The organism is Bradyrhizobium sp. SZCCHNR1015 (assembly GCF_032489875.1).
Lineage (GTDB): Bacteria > Pseudomonadota > Alphaproteobacteria > Rhizobiales > Xanthobacteraceae > Bradyrhizobium.
The window spans coordinates 24195-42437 of the sequence record NZ_JAUEYW010000022.1 but is presented as its reverse complement, the minus strand read 5'-3'; the positions used below and the strand labels follow the sequence as shown (position 1 = coordinate 42437).

At 65.8% G+C, this 18243-nt stretch carries 16 protein-coding genes; 5 read left to right on the top strand and 11 right to left on the bottom strand.

Annotated features, from left to right (window positions below; translation table 11 throughout):
- The first annotated feature begins 27 nt into the window (after positions 1–27).
- Positions 28–1632 (top strand): glycosyltransferase family 39 protein, encoded by a 1605-nt coding sequence (locus QX128_RS30040; protein ID WP_316239327.1) that lies wholly within the window; start codon positions 28–30, stop codon positions 1630–1632.
- A gap of 60 nt (positions 1633–1692) precedes the next feature.
- Here the strand turns inward: QX128_RS30040 and QX128_RS30035 are convergent, their stop codons facing one another.
- From QX128_RS30035 to QX128_RS30015, 5 genes are all read right to left on the bottom strand, one after another.
- Positions 1693–2022: an HPr family phosphocarrier protein gene (locus QX128_RS30035; protein WP_315800505.1), complete on the bottom strand. Its 330-nt coding sequence runs from the start codon at positions 2020–2022 to the stop codon at positions 1693–1695.
- Positions 2019–2420, bottom strand: coding sequence for a PTS sugar transporter subunit IIA (locus tag QX128_RS30030; RefSeq protein WP_006611446.1), 402 nt, complete (start codon positions 2418–2420; stop codon positions 2019–2021). Before QX128_RS30030 ends, QX128_RS30035 begins: the two co-directional genes overlap by 4 nt.
- A gap of 195 nt (positions 2421–2615) precedes the next feature.
- On the bottom strand, positions 2616–3077 hold the full coding sequence (locus tag QX128_RS30025; protein ID WP_316183118.1) for an HPr kinase/phosphatase C-terminal domain-containing protein: 462 nt from the start codon (positions 3075–3077) through the stop codon (positions 2616–2618).
- Positions 3074–4879 carry a sensor histidine kinase gene (locus tag QX128_RS30020; RefSeq protein ID WP_315800503.1) on the bottom strand — a complete coding sequence of 602 codons (1806 nt, stop codon included), beginning with the start codon at positions 4877–4879 and terminating at the stop codon, positions 3074–3076. Before QX128_RS30020 ends, QX128_RS30025 begins: the two co-directional genes overlap by 4 nt.
- 226 nt (positions 4880–5105) lie before the next feature.
- Positions 5106–5807 (bottom strand): response regulator transcription factor, encoded by a 702-nt coding sequence (locus QX128_RS30015; RefSeq protein ID WP_006611449.1) that lies wholly within the window; start codon positions 5805–5807, stop codon positions 5106–5108.
- A 217-nt stretch (positions 5808–6024) separates the two neighbouring features.
- Between QX128_RS30015 and QX128_RS30010 the strand changes: the two genes are divergently transcribed.
- On the top strand, positions 6025–6750 hold the full coding sequence (locus tag QX128_RS30010; protein WP_316239326.1) for a HugZ family protein: 726 nt from the start codon (positions 6025–6027) through the stop codon (positions 6748–6750).
- Positions 6751–7430: 680 nt separating this feature from the next.
- Entirely contained in the window at positions 7431–9044 is a 1614-nt protein-coding gene (locus tag QX128_RS30005; RefSeq protein ID WP_315800501.1) for a phosphoenolpyruvate carboxykinase, read from the top strand.
- Positions 9045–9296: 252 nt separating this feature from the next.
- Here QX128_RS30005 and QX128_RS30000 read toward each other — a convergent pair whose 3' ends face one another.
- Positions 9297–10112 (bottom strand): thioesterase family protein, encoded by an 816-nt coding sequence (locus QX128_RS30000; protein ID WP_316216770.1) that lies wholly within the window; start codon positions 10110–10112, stop codon positions 9297–9299.
- A gap of 105 nt (positions 10113–10217) precedes the next feature.
- A complete protein-coding gene (locus tag QX128_RS29995) occupies positions 10218–12725 on the bottom strand; it encodes a glycogen/starch/alpha-glucan phosphorylase (RefSeq protein WP_315800499.1) in 2508 nt (835 codons plus the stop codon).
- 357 nt (positions 12726–13082) lie between these two features.
- Between QX128_RS29995 and QX128_RS29990 the strand changes: the two genes are divergently transcribed.
- Entirely contained in the window at positions 13083–13514 is a 432-nt protein-coding gene (locus tag QX128_RS29990) for a hypothetical protein (RefSeq protein WP_315800497.1), read from the top strand.
- A 129-nt stretch (positions 13515–13643) separates the two neighbouring features.
- Here QX128_RS29990 and QX128_RS29985 read toward each other — a convergent pair whose 3' ends face one another.
- Both QX128_RS29985 and pyrE read right to left on the bottom strand, forming a co-directional pair.
- Complete coding sequence (locus tag QX128_RS29985) at positions 13644–14459, bottom strand: DUF2865 domain-containing protein (protein ID WP_315800900.1); 816 nt, start codon at positions 14457–14459, stop codon at positions 13644–13646.
- Between the two features lie 188 nt (positions 14460–14647).
- Entirely contained in the window at positions 14648–15205 is a 558-nt protein-coding gene (gene pyrE, locus QX128_RS29980; protein ID WP_315800496.1) for an orotate phosphoribosyltransferase, read from the bottom strand.
- Between the two features lie 167 nt (positions 15206–15372).
- Between pyrE and QX128_RS29975 the strand changes: the two genes are divergently transcribed.
- Entirely contained in the window at positions 15373–15999 is a 627-nt protein-coding gene (locus QX128_RS29975) for a glutathione S-transferase family protein (RefSeq protein WP_316183114.1), read from the top strand.
- A 222-nt stretch (positions 16000–16221) separates the two neighbouring features.
- Here QX128_RS29975 and QX128_RS29970 read toward each other — a convergent pair whose 3' ends face one another.
- Complete coding sequence (locus QX128_RS29970; RefSeq protein WP_315800494.1) at positions 16222–16857, bottom strand: LysE family translocator; 636 nt, start codon at positions 16855–16857, stop codon at positions 16222–16224.
- Between the two features lie 85 nt (positions 16858–16942).
- Positions 16943–18142: a glycosyltransferase family 87 protein gene (locus tag QX128_RS29965; protein ID WP_316239325.1), complete on the bottom strand. Its 1200-nt coding sequence runs from the start codon at positions 18140–18142 to the stop codon at positions 16943–16945.
- Positions 18143–18243: the final 101 nt, after the last annotated feature.

Sequence of the window (18243 nt, the reverse complement as noted above, 5' to 3'; positions counted from 1 at the left end):
GGCCCGAAAACAGGCTACCGAGGGCGGATGTCGAGTACCTCTCTTCCGCCTCTCGCGGCGCGCATGCGCGGCCGTCTCGGACCGCGGCGAATCTCCGCCTGGCTGGTGGCGCGCGCCACGGCGCCTGCAACGTCGGCCTGGGTGGTCATCGCCTTCGTGGTCGTCCATGCCGTGCTGTGGACCGCGATCCTGACCAATCTGAAGGCGGCGCAGGACGTCCACATGGACGTTGCCGAGGCCTATGCCTGGGGCAGCCGCTTCCTGTTCGGTTACGGCAAGCATCCGCCACTGTCGGGCTGGATCGCCGGGCTGTGGTTCTCGGTGTTTCCGGTCAAGGACTGGGCGACCTATGCGCTGGCGATGGCCGTGAACGGCAGCGGCCTCGTCATCGTCTGGCTCGCCAGCCTCAAGGTGGTCGACCGCCGCCGCGCCTTCTTCGTCATGGTGATGGTCGCGCTGTACCCGATCTTCAATTTCAAGGGCTTCAAGTACAACGCCGACCTGGTGCAGCTGCTGACCCTGCCGCTGCTGGTGCTGGCCTATCTCAACGCGTTTGAAAAGCGCAGCGCCGCCTCCGGCCTGTGGCTCGGCCTCGCCGGCGCGGCCGCGCTGATGACCAAATATTGGGTGCTGACCATGATCGGCGCCATCGGCCTTGCCGCGCTGCTGCACCCGGAACGGCTGCGCTTCCTGGCGTCGCCCGCGCCGTGGGTCGCGATCGTCGCCATGCTGGTGGCGATGATCCCGCATCTGGTGTGGCTGTGGCGGGTCGATTTCGTCGCCATCACCTATGCCGGGGATGTCTATACGCTGTCGGACCGGGGCCGGGCCGCCGAGCTCGTGCTCGGCTATGTCGGCCACAATCTGGCGCTGCTGGCTTTGCCGTTGGCGCTGGCGGCGCTGGCGATGGCCTGGCCGCCGCGCTTCGCCTTCCGCAACTGGCGCGGCGGTCCCAATCCCGGCGTGAATGTGAGCCAGGCGATCAATGTCTGGCTGGTGCAGGCGATCGTTGCCGTCGGGCCGCCGCTCGGCGGCCTCGCTTTCACGATCTACATGAAGACCGATTGGGGCATCTCGCTGTTCTTCCTGGTGCCGCTGGCGCTGGTCGCGATCCCCGCGCTGCGGCTGCGGTCGGTCATGCTGCCGCGGCTGGCCGCCGTCTGGCTGGTGCTGTCGCTGCTCACGCTGATCGCCTCGCCCTGGATTGCCCGGCGCGAGATGGCCGCCAATCCGAACGGCGCCACCGGCTACGGCGCCCGTTCGGAGCTGGCGCGGGAATTGACCAAAGCCTGGCACGCCCGATTCGGCTCGCCCTGGCCGCTGGTGGCCGGCTTTTCCGAGATGAACACGCCGATGACCTTCTACAGCCCGGACCACCCGCGGCCGTTCACCGTGCCCTACACGGCAGAGGAAACCTGGAGTTCCGGCCTGAGCACGCTGGAAGACCTCGAGCGCGAGGGGTTCATCGGCATCTGCGACACCACCGACAACCGGATCGCGGCCTGCGAGGCCTGGATGGCCAAGGAGGCCCCGAAGGCCGAGCCGCTGGTGATGACCACCCAGCGCTTCTTCCACGGCCAGGCGGGCCCTGCAATCGTTTGGAAGGTGTATATTCAGGGACCGGGCAGGTAACCCAGAGCACGTCATTCCGGGTTCGTGCTTCGCGCGCCCCGGAATGACGATCCTAGGTGGTCACACGCCTTCTTCGTGGAACTTGTCGTTCACCAAGTCGGTGATCGCCTGCAGCGCGGCGTCGGCCTCGGGGCCGGTGGCGGAGACCAGGATCTTGGTTCCCGGCGCCGCCGCCAGCATCATCAGGCCCATGATCGAGCGCCCGCCGACGGTCTCGCCGCCGCGCGTCACCCAGACCTCGGCCTGGAACTTCTCGACCATCTGCACGAATTTCGCCGAGGCCCGCGCATGCAGGCCGCGCTTGTTGGTGATCAGCAGCTCTCGCGAGAGGGCTCCGGCAGGGACGGCCGGGCCGGCGACGTTGTCCTGCGGAGCATCCTCGTCGCTCATTTGCCGGCGAGCACGCGGCTGGCGATGGTGACGTATTTGCGGCCCGCCTCCTGCGCCATGGCGATGGCGTCGGGCAGCGAGCGTTCCTCGCGCACCTTGGCGAGCTTCACCAGCATGGGCAGGTTGATGCCCGCGAGCACCTCGACCTTGGGCCGGCTCATGCAGGAGATGGCGAGGTTCGACGGCGTGCCGCCGAACATGTCGGTGAGAATGGCGACACCGTCGCCGGTGTCGACGCGGTTCACGGCTTCGATGATGTCGCTGCGACAGAGATCGGAATCATCGTCGGCGCCAATCGTGACCGCTTCGATTTGTTTTTGAGGACCCATGACGTGTTCCAGCGCCGCCCTGAACTCGTCGGCGAGGCGCCCATGGGTCACCAGTACCAGGCCAATCATCGGATACTCCTCGCGGGCGCCTTGGGTGCACCGCACGAACGCGCCACTTTGACCATCCGGAGCCCTCGCGCAAGAGGGCATATTCGCGAGTCTCCCGGATTCTGGCATACAGAATGGGAGCTGGCGGCGGTCTAATCGGTCGCGATAGTGGGGCTGATATGGTTACCAATTTGCTCCACACAATCGGCCGAAAGATTACCGGAACATGAAAGTCTGGGTGGTAATAAGTGCCGCCACAACCATCGGGAAGGGTGAAAAACCCGGCCCCACGGGTATCCGTGGCAATTCGATACCGTTGAGATGAATCCGAAGCGATTCGGCGTTCGGCAGGCGGGCAGCGTCCTCAGCCATCAGGTCAACCACAAGCCCAAGTTTCGCCTCCGACACATGGTCGCAGGCGCGGATTCCAAGGCCGCGGATCTCGATCAGCCCGGCCAGGGCGGGCGCGGGGCTCACCCACATTTCCCCGCGGCGTGTGGCGAGATGAACACGGTCGTCGCCCACCAGAACCGTTGGCGGCAGCTGTCCCGCGCGTCCGGCGAGGATCAGATCGAAGGCGAGTCGGGATTTGCCGGAACCGGAGGGACCCCGGATCAGGACGGCCTGCTCCCCCACCTGGACGGCAGATGCATGGATGCTCGCCGTTTCGTTCGTCACGACGCCGGCAGCCGGACGATGAAGCGAGCCCCGGCCGAGGTCGGATGTCCGTCGGCGTCGACAGGGCCGGGCCGGTTCTCGGCCCAGATCCGCCCGCCATGAGCGTCGATGATCTGCTTGGAGATCGACAAGCCCAGGCCGGAATTCTGGCCGAAGCCCTGGTGCGGCCGGTCCGTATAGAACCGCTCGAAGATGCGCTGTAGGGCGTCCTCGCGAATGCCGGGACCGTCATCATCGACGGTGATCTCGATCTCCGAGCGCACGCGCCGGCAGGTGATGCGCACCTTGCCGCCGGCGGCGGAGAACGATTGCGCATTCGACAGAAGGTTGGAGATCACCTGGCCGAGCCGCGAATCATGACCGGGCACCGAGAAGGTGTCGTTGGCGCCGCGGCCCTCGAAGCGGACCTCGACGGTGACGTCGGTGCCGAGCTTGGTCTCGTTGGCGACCGAGGTCAGCGTGTTCAGCAGGCGGCGCAGATCGACCAGGGTCATGTCCTGGCGCTGCAGCTCGGCATCGAGCCGGCTGGCGTCGGAAATGTCGGAGATCAGCCGGTCGAGCCGCTTCACGTCGTGCTCGATCACGGCCAGCAGGCGGGCGCGGCTGTTGTCGTTGCGCGCCAGCGGCAGGGTCTCGACCGCCGAGCGCAGCGAGGTCAGCGGGTTCTTGAGCTCGTGGGCGACGTCGGCGGCGAACATCTCGATCGCCTCGATGCGGTTGTAGAGCGCGTCCGTCATGTCGCGCAGCGCGCCGGAGAGATGGCCGATCTCGTCGCGGCGGCGGGTGAAGTCGGGGATCTCGACGCGGGTCTTGATGCGGCGGCGGACGCGCTCGGCGCTGTCGGCGAGCCGGCGCACCGGACCTGCGATGGTGCTGGCGAGCAAGAGCGACAGCACGATCATCACCGCGGAGGCAACGCCGCCGACCTTCAGAATGGCAAGCCGCTCGGCGGTGACCATCTGGTCGATGTCGTCGCCCTGCGTCGACAGCATCAGGGCGCCGTGGATGGTGCGCGAGCGCTGCACCGACACCGCGACCGAGACGATCACTTCGCCGCGCGAGTTGACCCTGACCATGCTGCGCTTCTGGCCCTTCAGCGCGTCGGCGACTTCCTCGTAGCCGTTGCCGTTCTCGGGGCCGTATTCGCGGTACAGCGGCAGGTCGCCGCGGTTGAGCCAGGTGCGCACCGAGATCAGCGCGCGCTCGACGAAGCCGGGCTTCTCGCTCGACGGCGGCGGCAGGTCGAACCGCAGCACGTTCTCCAGATTGCGGCTGTCGAGCAGCAGCCCGCCATTCGGATCGTAGATGCGCGCGCGCGTCTTGGTCGGCGAGATCAGCGTGCGCAGCACCGGCGCGACGCGTTCCGGATTGATCGGGAAATCGAGCGGCGAATATTCGTCCGGCGCGCCGTAGCTCTCGCCCGGCTTGAGATCGAGCAGGCGCTCGGGGTCGATGGTGATGGTGTTGGTCTGCACGGTTGCCGAGGCGGCGATGGCGCCGGCGATGATCTCGGCCTGCACCAGCAGACTCTGCGCGCGCGCGTCGATCAGGCCGGCGCGGAACTGCGACAGATACAGAATGCTTGCAACCAGTGCGAGTAAGCCGGCGATGTTCAGCGAGACGATGCGGCGGGTGAGGCTCGAGAACGACAGCGCGAACAGGAACTGTCCGGCGCGGCGCAGCCAGCTCAGCGGACGCTGCCAGCCGGAGACCCTCGGGGTCTCCTCCGCCGCGTCGGACGCGATCGTCGCCGCGGCGTCGTGGCCATTCACTGCTGGGTCAAGCTGCGTGCGATCGAGCAATGTGAGTGCTCCGATTCCGAATTTCGTAGGGGTTGTGCGGCGAATTCCCGTGAGAACTCGACTTGCCGCACCCGAATTCGCCGCAACAATGGCCCCGTTCCGGCATCTGCGCCCGGATAAACGCGCAGGAGGCGTAGCCTATCCAATCGAGACCGCGACGTCAGCGCGCAATTTCGCATGACGTCGCGCAAGGCAATGCTTCAGGTCCCTGCTTCAGGCCTTGGCTTCAGGTTTCCTTGAAGCGATAGCCGACGCCGTAGAGGGTCTCGATCATCTCGAACTCCTCGTCGACCATCTTGAACTTCTTGCGCAGCCGCTTGATGTGGCTGTCGATGGTGCGGTCGTCGACATAGACCTGGTCGTCATAGGCCGCGTCCATCAGCGCATTGCGGCTCTTGACCACGCCCGGACGCTGCGCCAGCGCCTGCAGGATCAGGAACTCGGTGACGGTCAGCGTAACCGGCTCGTTCTTCCAGGTGCAGGTGTGACGCTCCGGGTCCATGCGCAGCAGGCCGCGATCGAGCGCCTTGGCGTCGTTCTCCTTCGGCAGCGCCGTCGGATCCTTCGGCTGCGAGCGGCGCAGCACGGCCTTGACGCGCTCCACCAGCAGGCGCTGCGAGAACGGTTTGCGGATGAAGTCGTCCGCGCCCATCTTCAGGCCGAACAGCTCGTCGATCTCCTCGTCCTTCGAGGTGAGGAAGATCACCGGCAGGTCGGACTTCTGGCGCAGCCGCCGCAGGGTCTCCATGCCGTCCATGCGCGGCATCTTGATGTCGAGGATGGCGAGATCAGGCTGGCTGGTCCGAAAACCGTCGAGCGCCGACGCACCATCGGTATAGGTCATGATCCGATAACCCTCGGCCTCGAGCGCGATGGAGACGGATGTCAGAATGTTGCGGTCGTCATCGACCAAGGCGATTGTGGGCATGAGCCTGCTTTCAGAGTCTGGTTACGCCGAGACTTCGAGAATCAAGATAAGGGCCGCGTATTTGGGCTTCGAACATGGTCAACGAGCAATGCAAGCTGGGCTGAAGTGTGACCGAGTTCCACAAATACCATGGCAAAGTCTTGTGCCGTGCCCAGGTTTGTGGCCCGTTTAGCCGAAAAAAGGCCTTCATTGCAACTGGATGGACGAGGGAAAGACGATGTCTGCGAGCTTTAACCCTAACCGCGTCACGCATTCCCTGCTGCGCCGAAGCCGGCAGGGCGCCCTTGCGACCTTGATGGTTGGTTCTGGCGATCCCTATTGCTCCCTCGTCAACGTCGCCACCGCGTCCGATGGTGCTCCGATCATCCTGATTTCGCGATTAGCTGTGCACACAAGGAATGTACTGGCCGATTCGCGCGTGTCGCTGATGCTCGATGAACGCGCGCCGGGCGATCCGCTCGAAGGATCCCGCATCATGCTGTCGGGCAAGGCCGAGCAGGCCACTGACGACAATCGCGAGATGCTGCGCCGTCGGTATCTCAATGCGCATCCGTCCGCTGCGGACTATGCTGATTTCGCCGACTTCTCGTTCTTCGTGATTCGTCCGTCAGGCGCGCATCTCGTTGCTGGATTCGGCCGCATCGTCGATCTCAAGCCGGAGCAGTTTCTCACGGATATATCCGTTGCTGACGAACTGATTCTGGCAGAGCAGGGCGCCGTCGATCACATGAACGAAGATCACCGCGAGGCGCTCGCCCTCTACGCGACGAAGCTGCTCGGCGCCGAAGCAGCGGAGTGGCGGTGTAGCGGCTGTGACCCGGAGGGATTGGATCTGATGGCCGACGGCAGGACGCTGCGGCTCGAGTTTCCCGAGCGCGTGACCACGCCCGGGGCGTTGCGCAAGATGCTGGTGCGGCTTGCTGACGAGGCCCGCGCGAAGTGAGGTGTAGTTCGATCCCACTTTGATGACTGTGCTCATCTCCCGTGACGGAAGACGGCGAAGTTCACGCATGAAGGCAGCTTGTGGTGAATCTCGATGTGCGCGCTCCATGTCCTGCAGAGGGTGAGCGTCGCGCAAACTTCGTGGCGTGGGCGCGAGTGAGCTCGTTGACGTCGCGGCCGGGAGAATCGGACGATGTGATCCCGCAGGCGCGAGGCCATCGTGAAGGGAAGCTGGCTGATCGGGTGTGGCGACGACACGGCCGATCACCGGCACATTCCGTCGGCTCGGGCGGCCTCCCTTGATCGGTTTCCGCGAGGCGCTGCGACAGCCGCTGCCGGATGCCCGGTCGTCGCTTGGTCTTCGTTTGCCTGCGCGAATCCGTCGATTCGAGCGTCGTTCATCGTTCCTTGTGAAACCCAACCGCGCTGATATATCTGTTGCGTTGCAGCATCTGAGCGCAGCGCGGGTGGCTGCTGCTGGAATGTGCATGGCGCGGCAAAAGATGAGCTACGTGCATCACGAATTGCCAATAACCAATTGGGCCGGATCGTCTTGGCAAGACCAGCGTTGATCAGTATTAGGTCGGCGACCGCGCTTCGATAAGGCGATGTAACGGCAACGGTCACCGCGCAACGCGCGCGACTGCGCGCAACGGACGCGGGCTCTCAGGAGGGATCTTCGTGCAAGAGACGGGTATTCGCAACGGCGCCTTCGGTGCCGACAAGTTCGGCTTAAAGAACCTCAAGCAGGTGCACTGGAATCTCGGCGCTCCCCAGCTCTATCAGTATTCGCTGGCGGCGGGCGAGGCGGTGCTGTCGGCCGACGGGGCGCTTTGCGCGGATACTGGCGAGTTCACCGGTCGCAGCCCGAAGGACAAGTTCACGGTGCGCGACGCCTCCACCGAAAAGATGTGGTGGGCGGGCAACCAGGCGATCACGCCCGAGCAGTTCGAGGCGCTGCATCAGGATTTCATCAAGCACGCCGAAGGCAAGACCCTGTTCGCGCAGGATCTCTATGGCGGCGCCGACCCCACCTTCCGCATCAAGACGCGCGTTTTCACCGAGCTCGCCTGGCACTCGCTTTTCATCCGCACGCTTCTGATCCGCCCCGAAAAGATCGAGCTCGACACCTTCGTGCCGGAGCTCACGATCATCGACATGCCGAGCTTCCGCGCCGACCCGAAACGTCACGGCGTGCGCTCGCAGAACGTCGTCGCGATCGATTTCGCCCGCAAGATCGTCCTGATCGGCGGGTCTTATTATGCCGGCGAGATGAAGAAGAGCGTGTTCACGACGCTCAACTACTATCTGCCCGCGCGCGGCGTGATGCCGATGCACTGCTCGGCCAATGTTGGGCCGAAGGGCGACACCGCGATCTTCTTCGGCCTGTCCGGCACCGGCAAGACCACGCTGTCGGCCGATCCGAACCGCACCCTGATCGGCGACGACGAGCACGGCTGGGGCCCGTCCGGCGTGTTCAACTTCGAGGGCGGCTGCTACGCCAAGTGCATCAAGCTGTCGAAGGAAGCCGAGCCGCAGATCTTCGCGGCGTCGACCCGTTTCGGCGCCGTGCTCGAGAACGTGGTGCTCGACGAGGACAACCGCGTCCCCGATTTCGACGACGGCTCCAAGACCGAGAACACCCGCTCCGCCTATCCGCTCGACTTCATTCCGAACGCTTCGCGCACGGGCCGTGCGCCGCATCCGAAGAACGTCGTGATGCTCGCCGCCGACGCCTTCGGCGTGCTGCCGCCGATCGCAAAGCTGTCGCCGGCGCAGGCGATGTACCACTTCCTGTCCGGCTACACCGCCAAGGTCGCCGGCACCGAGCGCGGCCTCGGCAACGAGCCGCAGCCGGAGTTCTCGACCTGCTTCGGCTCGCCGTTCCTGCCGCTCGATCCGTCGGTCTACGGCAACATGCTGCGGCAGCTGATCGCCGAGCACAATGTCGACTGCTGGCTGGTCAACACCGGCTGGACCGGCGGCAAGTACGGCACGGGCTCGCGCATGCCCATCAAGGTGACGCGTGCGCTGCTGACGGCGGCACTCGACGGCTCCTTGCGCAACGTCGAGTTCCGCACCGACAAATATTTCGGCTTCGCGGTGCCGACCGCGCTGCCGGGCGTGCCGAGCGAGATTCTCGACCCGGTCAACACCTGGAAGGACAAGGCCGAGTTCGACAAGACCGCGCGCGCGCTGGTCGGCATGTTCCAGAAGAATTTTGCCAAGTTCGAAGCCCAGGTTGACGCCGACGTCCGCGCTGCGGCGCCGGATCTGAAGCTGGCTGCGGAGTAGGGCTGCAAACGCAAATGGGCCAGCCGCATTGCGGCTGGCTCTTACTATTTTCCCGCTCCCTCTGCTGATGCACGAGAGGGGCGAACTCAAGCCCCATCCACCGCTGTCGTCCCGGCGAACGCCGGGACCCATAACCACAGGGCGGTGTGATGCGGCATGCTGGCCGCTCCAGCCTTCGCCAAATTGCCGACGGTGGTTATGGGTCCCGGCTCAAGGCCGGGACGACACCGTTCATTTTGCCGGCGTCCAGGCTCACGCCTTGAAATACGCGATCTGCGTCGTCGTCGCGAGCAGCCGGCCGGACGGCGACCACAGCTCGCCATGCTGGTCCTGGTAGCTGCGGTTGAACACCTTGGCGTCTGCGGTCGCGAGCACATGCGTGATGTCCTCGGCGGCCAGTTCCTCGCGGCTGACGTGGAAGTAGGTGGTCAGCGACACCGTGCCGAACGGAATCAACTCGCCACGGACATGGAACGCGCGGCCGAAGAAGGCGTCCGACATCGACAGCAGCGACAGGCAATCCAGCTTGCGCGGCTTGCGGTCGGAGATCCACAGCCGCGAATAGGCGCTGCGCGGTTCGTCTGAACGGTTGCCGAACTCCGGCCGTCCCTCCACGAAGCGGAAGTCGTACTGCTTGGTCCAGGACATTCCCGCATCAGGATAGCGCCTGACCTGATCGAACGGCGGCGCGTCGGGCTTGACGGCCGGCTGGTGCGACCACGATGGCCGGCGCTCGGCGAAGACAGCGGTCGCCAGCGTGGCCGCGTCGGCATCGCCCTGGCTCAGCTCGACGCACCAATGCTGCGAGGAGCGGTTGGCCTTCACCAGCCGGACGTCGAGATCGAACGGCCCTTCCGCGATCGGCGCGCAGTAGTTGACCGTCAGCGCCAGCGGATCGCCGGCGATTTGCGGATGCTGGATCAAGGCGCGCAGCACGGTCGCCGCCGTGACGCCGCCAAACGGGCCGACGAAAGCCCAGTAATCCGGGCTGGTCCTTCCCTGCCAGCGGCTGTCGCCGGCGGTGACGCGGGTGGCCTCGTCGAACAGGTGAACTGGCGGTTCGGTCATGCATTTCTCCCGACGGTCATCGTATGATGGCCGTCAGGTGAAACGCAATGGAACGCCTCTGCAATGACGTCATGGGTCATTGCTGAAGGCGAGGGGAAGGGCCCGTCACGCCCGCTGCGCGTGCACCGGTGCCATCACCGGGCCGACCGGCACGTTCCAGATGTCGTCGGCATATTCGCGAATGGTGCGGTCGGAGGAGAACCACGCCATGCGCGCGACGTTGAGGATCGAGGCGCGGGTCCAGGCCGGCACGGTCTGCCAGCGTGCATCGATGCCGCGCTGGGCCTCGTAGTAGGAATCGAAATCGGCCGAGACCATGTAGTGGTCGAGATGGCGCAGCGCATGTGCGATGGGCTCGAACCGGCCGGGCTCGTCCGGCGAGAACGCGCCGGTCGCGATCGCATCGATCGCGCGCGCCAGCCGCGGTGACCGGTGGATCACGTCGGTCGCGTCCAGCCCCTGCTTGCGGCGGAGCATGACCTCGTCGGCCTCCATGCCGAAGATCGCGATGTTGTCGGCGCCGACATTGTCACGGATCTCGATATTGGCGCCGTCCAGCGTGCCGATGGTAAGCGCGCCGTTCAGCGCCAGCTTCATGTTGCCGGTGCCGGAGGCCTCCATGCCGGCGGTCGAGATCTGCTCGGAGAGATCCGCCGCGGGAATGATCGCTTCGGCCAGGCTGACATTGTAGTCCGCCATGAACACGACCTTCAGCTTGCCGCCGATCGCGGGATCGTTGTTGACGACCTCGGCGACGTCGTTGATCAGCTTGATGATCAGCTTGGCGTAGCGGTAGCTCGCCGCGGCCTTGCCGGCGAAGATCTTCACCCGCGGAACCCAGTCGCGCTGCGGATCATCTTTCATGTCCTGGTACAGGGCGACCGCTTCCAGGATGTTCAGGAGCTGGCGCTTGTATTCGTGAATGCGCTTGATCTGCACGTCGAACAGCGCGCCCGGATCGAGGCGCACGTTCATGCGCTCGCCGATCAGGCGCGCCAGCAGCACCTTGTTGTGGTGCTTCACGCTGCGGAACTTCTGGTGGAAGCCGGCGTCGGCGACGTAGCTCTCGAGGCTCGAGAGCAAGGTCGGATCGTCGACGACGGCGTCGCCGCAGGCCTCGCACAACAGGTTCGTCAGCTTGGGATTGGCCAGGGTCAGCCAGCGGCGGAAGGTGATGCCGTTGGTCTTGTTGGTGATGCGGCCGGGATAGAGATGATTGAGATCGTGGAACACGGTCTCCTTCATCAGGTCGGAATGCATCGCCGAGACGCCGTTGATGCGGTGCGAGCCGACGAAGGCGAGCTGGCCCATGCGCACGCGGCGGCCGCTCTTCTCGTCGATCAGGGACACCGAGGCGCGGTAGTCGATGTCACCCGGTGCGCGCTGCTCGGCGAGCGCGAGATGCTGCGCATTGATGCGGTAGATGATCTCGAGATGCCGCGGCAAGAGGCGCTCGAACAGCTCGACCGGCCAGGTCTCGAGCGCCTCCGGCAGCAGCGTGTGGTTGGTGTAGGACAAGGTCGCGATGGTGATCTTCCACGCCTCGTCCCAGCGGAAATTGTGCAGGTCGACTAGGATCCGCATCAGCTCGGCGACCGCGAGCGAAGGATGCGTGTCGTTGAGCTGCACCGCGGCCTTCTGCGCCAGGCTGCGCAGCTGGCCGTCGGAGCCGAGATGGCGCTTGACGAGGTCCTGCAGCGAGGCCGAGACGAAAAAGTATTCCTGGCGCAGCCGCAGCTCGCGGCCCGCCGGGCTCTCGTCGTTCGGATACAGGAACTTGCAGATCGCCTCGGCGCGCGCCTCTTCGGCGGAGGCGCCGAGATAGTCGCCGGAGTTGAACACGTCGAGCTTCAGCGGGTCGGGCGAGCGCGCCGACCACAGCCTGAGCGCATTCACATGCTGGCCGCGCCAGCCGACGATCGGCGTGTCATAGGCGACCGCCTGCACGGTTTCGCCGGGATGCCAGATCGCGCGGTCGCGGCCCTTGTCGTCGACATGCTCGACGCCGCCGCCGAAATGGACGTGATAGACCACCTCGGGGCGCTGGAACTCCCAGGGATTGCCGAACGACAGCCAGACGTCGGGATATTCGTGCTGCCAGCCGTCGACGATGACCTGGCGGAACAGGCCGAAATCATAGCGGATGCCGTAGCCGATCGCCGGGATCTGCAACGTCGACATGCTCTCCATGAAGCAGGCCGCCAGTCGTCCCAGGCCGCCATTGCCGAGCGCGGCATCCGGCTCGCATTTGCGCAGATCCATCAGGCCGACGCCGAGATCGCCGAGCGCGGTCTCGAACACCTTCATCAGGCCCATGTTGTTGAGCGCGTCGGTGAACAGACGGCCGATCAGGAATTCGAGGCTGAGATAATAGACCCGCTTGCGCCCGGCATCGTAGCTCTCCTTGTCCGCGGTCAGCCAGCGATGCACGATGCGGTCGCGCAAGGTCAGCGCCGCGGCGTGATACCAGTCCTGTTGCGTCGCCTGGCTCGCCTCCTTGCCGATGGCGAGGCGAAGCTTGGCCAGGATGTCGCTCTTGATCTCAGCGACCGCCAATTCGTCGACGGGCTGGCCGGTGCTTACGAAGCTGCGCTGGGACGGCTGATCTGTCACCTTGGAAACCTGTGATGCTACGAGGAACCGGTAAAAGCATACGATGGTTGCGCGCGGTCCGAAACCCGGGGAAAGGCTGGTCCGCACAGCAAGGTGATGGAAAATGATGCAAAGTTCAGGCCGGGTTCCGACATCGGAACGCGGATGTTGCCTGCTGCACCTGCGCAGCCGCGGTCCAGAATGTTTGTCCGGGCGCCTCGCACTCGCCGGTTGATGGACTGCAACAGCCCGGGCGTCCGTCGAAGGGGATGGACAAACAGGGCAGAACAAATTAAGAACAATTTAGCAAGCGATCGTTATCCCTACAGCGATTCGATCCGCCATCCCCCGGCATCAGTGCATCCCGCGAGGACACCCATGTCCAATATCGCCTTCGATCCTCTGGCCCTGACCCGCATTGCCGACTTCGCGCGCAGTCTGACGCGGCTGCACAAGACCGCGCGGCGGCGGGCCGTCGACGACGACCAGATCGACCGCGCGTTCAATGCTGTGTGCATGTCGGTCTGGGGCTACACCACCGACGACATTTCCGACGACCTGTTCTCGGCCACCGACCACACCTTCCTCGATGGCCTGGACGAGGCGCGGGCGCGCATCTTTGCCGCCGAGCAAGGCTACGACCTGGTCGACGACGAAGGCATGCTGTCGGACTGGTGGGGCTTCTGCTGGATGATCCTCGCGGAGAAGCGCGGCCTGCTGACGCCGGACAACCGCGCCGCCGCGCGGGCGGCGATCGAGGAAAAGTACCTGGAAGCGCCGAACGTCATCGGCGTGATCGTGGGACGCTAGGTCAGCGTTCCGTCATTGCGAGCGCAGCGACGTGTCCGCCGAAGCCCGCAGGGCGAAGGCGGAAGCATCCAGGGTGGAGTGCGAGACTCTGGATTGCTGCGCTGCGCTCGCAATGACGAGGACTAAAATTCAATCCACATCCGCGCGTTTGGCGCGGCCCGTGGCCGGCTTCGGCGCGATTGCCATCGGCGGCGCGACGCTGACATTGCCGGCATTGGCCTCGGGCGGCGGCATGGCGGCGAGCGCATCGGCCGCCAGCATCTCGGCGCGCACCGGCGCCACCTTCATCTCGCTCAGCTTGGCCCGCGTGTCCGAGGTCAGCCCGGGATAGGAGGCGACCGGCTTGAAGTCGGCCGGCTGGCCGCCGCTGCCGCGCGTGCCCGAATAGGCGACGAGGCCGTCGCTGGTGGCGACCACGTCGCCGGGACGCAGCGAGGTGTCGAGCGACAGGTCGACCGGCGCCAGCCCGGCCGGATCGCGGCCGTTGCAGGTGCAGTCGGCGCGCAGCGCCTGCCGATAGGCGAACGCGGTCTCGCTGTCGGCATAGCGCTCGCCATTGCTGGCGGTCGCGTAGTCGATGTTGGAGCCGTAATAGATCCTAGTCGGGCTCGCCGGGCAGAACGCCTGGCACATCTGCGCCGGCGAGGCGAGGCCGCGCGTCAGCGGAAAATAGCGGCCGTCGCAGGTGCGCACGCAGAACGCCGCGCCTGATCCAGACGCCACGCGCGGCTGCGGGGCGGCCTGCGGGTTGGTGCCGAACGGATCGAAGGAGCTGCCCTGCGCTGGCCGCTGCGATTGCGGCTTGTTGAAGCCGCCGAACAGGAAGTCGAACAGGCCCTGGGCCGACGCCATCCGCGGCGCCAGCGCGCCGGCGGCGACGAGGCCGACCGTCGCCGCGACAGCGACGTGGCGGGACCTCCGCCGAAACGACAACACGCTACGCAACGCCCGCTCCATCGCCAGGATCTTCACCGCAAAGCCACGCCGTGACGCGGCAACCCGCGTCGCCCGATCATGTGCGATCGAACGCGCCATGCCCAAGGCACGGCGTCATCAGCTTTGCGGTAACCTTAACGGGCGTTGGTAAATGAGCGGTATGCGCGGACGGCGAATTGCGCCGCGCGCCAGGCGCCTCAGAGGAATTCGCGCGCCTTGTAGAGCGCCTGGAACGGCAGGCCGGCCTGGGCGAAGGTCTCGGCGGCGCCTTCCTCGCGATCGACCATGGTGAACACCAGCGCCACCTCGGCGCCGGCCTCGCGCAGGGTTTCCACCGCCTTCATCGCCGAGCCGCCGGTGGTGGTGACGTCCTCGACCACGACGATGCGTTTGCCCGCCAGGGTCTCGTCCCGGGCGAGGCCCTCGATCGCCAGCCTGGCGCCGTGCTCCTTCGGCTTCTTGCGCACGAAGAAGGCCGCGATCGGATGGCCCTTGATCCAGGAGATCTGGGCGATGGCGCCGGCCAGCGGCACCGCGCCCATCTCCAGGCCGCCGATATAATCGAAGCCTTCGTCCTTCAGCGCCTCATAGGTGAGCTCGGCGAGCAACGTGGCGCCCTCCGGGTCCATCATGGTCGGCTTCAGGTTGAAATAGAAGTCGCTCTTGCGGCCGGAGGCCAGCGTGATCTCGCCACGGCCGAACGAGCGCCTGCGGATGATCTCGAGGAGGCGGGCGCGGGAGGCGGATTTGGACACGGCGTTTCCCCTGAGGGTGGATTCTTGGGTGGCGCAATCTATCGGGGGCGGGCGGCGGAGACCAGCCGCCACGATGTCCCATCAACAACGCTACGTTTGAAGCCGGATGCAGTTTCGAGCTAATGGGAGCCCGCGACCAAGCAAGGACGATTGGGAAGGATGCCCGTATGACGATCGAGCTGTACACCTGGAACACCCCGAACGGGCGCAAAATCTCGGTCGCGCTGGAGGAGATGGCGCTGCCCTACCGCGTCATTCCGGTCGACATCACCAAGGGCGCCCAGATGGCGCCGGAGTTCCTGGCGATCAGCCCCAACAACAAGATCCCGGCGATCGTCGATCCCGACGGCCCGGATGGCAAGCCGGTCAGCGTGTTCGAGTCCGGCGCCATCCTGCTCTATCTGGCCGAGAAGACCGGCCAGTTCCTGCCGAGATCCGTCGCCGAGCGGATCCCGGTCTATGAATGGCTGATGTGGCAGATGGGCGGTTTCGGCCCGATGCCCGGCCAGGTGCACCATTTCATCGCGTTGACCGACGAACAGGACCGCGCCTACGGCCTCAAGCGCTACATGGCCGAGACGGTCCGGCTCTATGGCGTGCTCGACCGCCGGCTGGCGCAGCACGAGTTCGTCGCAGGCGCGCTCTCGATCGCCGACTTCGCCATTCTCGGCTGGGCCTGGCGCCACCCGCGCCACAAGGTCGATCTGGCCGACTTCCCCCACGTCAAGCGCTGGTACGATACCCTGATGGCCCGCCCCGCCGTGAAGCGCGGCATGGAGGCGAAGCTGGATTGATGGCCGCTGCTCTGTCGCTGGGGGGCGATGCTGTCTTCCGCGCCGGCGGTGCGCTCCCTCTCCCGCTTGCGGGGGAGGGCCGGGGAGGGGGAGCCACGCGGGCGGTATCGCTCTAGCGCGAACATGCCCGCCCCGTCGCATGCCGGCGCGTGAGCCGGCCTCCTCCACATCCCCCGTCGCTAAAGGGAGCTTCGGCGGACAGGACGGAGGAGCCGATGGAAATCACCCGCGCCGCGCCTCCAGCGCCATCCGCACCGCAAGTCCCGCGAGCACCGTGCCCATCAGATAGCGCTGTACCAGCGCCCAGCTCGGCCGTGTCGCCAGGAACAGCGCGATCGATCCCGCCGCCATGGCGATCATGGCGTTGACGCTGACGCTGATCACGATCTGGATCGCGCCCAGCACCACCGACTGCGTCAGCACGCTGCCGACAGCGGGATCGATGAACTGCGGCAGCAGCGCCAGATACAGCATCGCGATCTTCGGGTTCAGCAGGTTGGTGGCGAGCCCCATCAGGAACAGCCGACGCGGGCTGTCGATGGCGAGCTTCCTCACCTGGAATGGCGAGCGTCCGCCCGGCTTCACCGCCTGCCAGGCCAGATAAAGCAGGTAGGCCGCGCCGGCGAGGCGCAGCGCGTCATAGGCGAACGGCACGGCAAACAGCAGCGCCGTGATGCCGAACGCCGCGGCCAGCATGTAGGCCAGAAAGCCTGTGGCGACGCCGCCGAGCGAGATCAGGCCGGCGGCGTGGCCCTGCGTGATCGAGCGCGAGATCAGATAGATCATGTTCGGCCCGGGCGTCAGCACCATGCCGAGCGAGACGAGCGCGAAGGCGAGCAGGGACGATGTGTGCGGCATGACTGGCTCGATGATCGGGATCTCTGCCGCCTGCTTTAGCGCGGACGATCACGCATCGTCATCCGATCGATTGCACCGAGAGCAATCAGCCCGCCGGCGGCGGCGCGGCGTTCAGCGCCGGCAGCCGTCTGCCGGAGCGGTCGAACACACCGGCGATGCTCAACGCCAGCAGCACCAGCAGAATGGCCGCTACCAGCGGCACGGAGTGCCCGATCATGGCGAGCAGGCAGGCGCCCAGCGCGATCACCACGCCGATCTCCAGCGGCGCGATCGGCTCTCCGGCGTCGCTCCGCGCCTTCCAGTGGATCGCGATCCCCGCCGCCACCATCGGCATGTCATAGATCATCGCATAGGGCGTGGCGATGATGCTGCCGACCGCGACCAGCGCGATCGCCTGCTGCGTTGAGCCGCGTCGCCACGCATCCCAGACCATCACGACGATGGAGCAGGACAACAGCAGCTGAACCAGGTAGCCGATCGGCGGCGGCGCGCCGAGCGTGTGCAGGCCGGCGATGACCGTCGGCATCATGTGATCGAGGCTGGGCTGGTTGGCCTGCAATTGCGCCTGATAGCTCGGAAACTTCACGATCCATTCGAGCCAGATCCACGGATCGAGCGCAGCGCTGGTAACGACCGCGACGATCACGGTGGTGGCGATGGCCGACAGGATGGCGCGCCAGTTGCGCGACGCCAGCAGCACGACCGGCATCAACAGCACGAATTGCGGCTTGTAGGCGAGCAGGCCGAGCAGGACGCCGGCAATGACGGGATGGCGCGCGAGCAGGCGCAGTCCGCCGATCAGCAAGGCCGCCGAGAGAAAACCGTTCTGGCCGGTGATCGCGTTGATCAGCGTCGTCGGCGCGGCGAGCAGCGCAAGGCCCGACAGCGAGCGCCAGTCGCGGCCGAGCGTCGCCAGGCCATGCAGCGCGAACGTCACCGAGATCCAAGAGACATAGGCGACAGGCAGCGCCAGCATCCCCAGTGGGATCAACGCCAGCAGGAAGGTCGGCGGGTAAGGATAGGGAAATCCGCCGCCGCCGAGGGCGGGATCCAGCGTCTGCTGGTAGCGCGCGAGCGCGACAGGATCGTAGATGCCGGCGCCAGACAGCGCGGCATACTTGCCGAACGACCACAGGCCGAAGAAGTCACCGAACGCCGGCTGCGGCGAGGACAGCGCCCAGCTGACGAGATAGGCGCCATTGTAGAGCACGAGCGCGGCCAGCACGATCAGCAGCGCGCGCCGGTCGCGCATCTCGGGGTGGGCTGCGGATGAGATCGCGGTCATGGGAGCCTGTCGAGGCCAGGGTGTTCGGCGCCATCGGCGCAGTCGTGGCGTAGGGTTGGTCGATGCCGTCACGCGATCACGCGCACGCGGTGCCCCTCCAA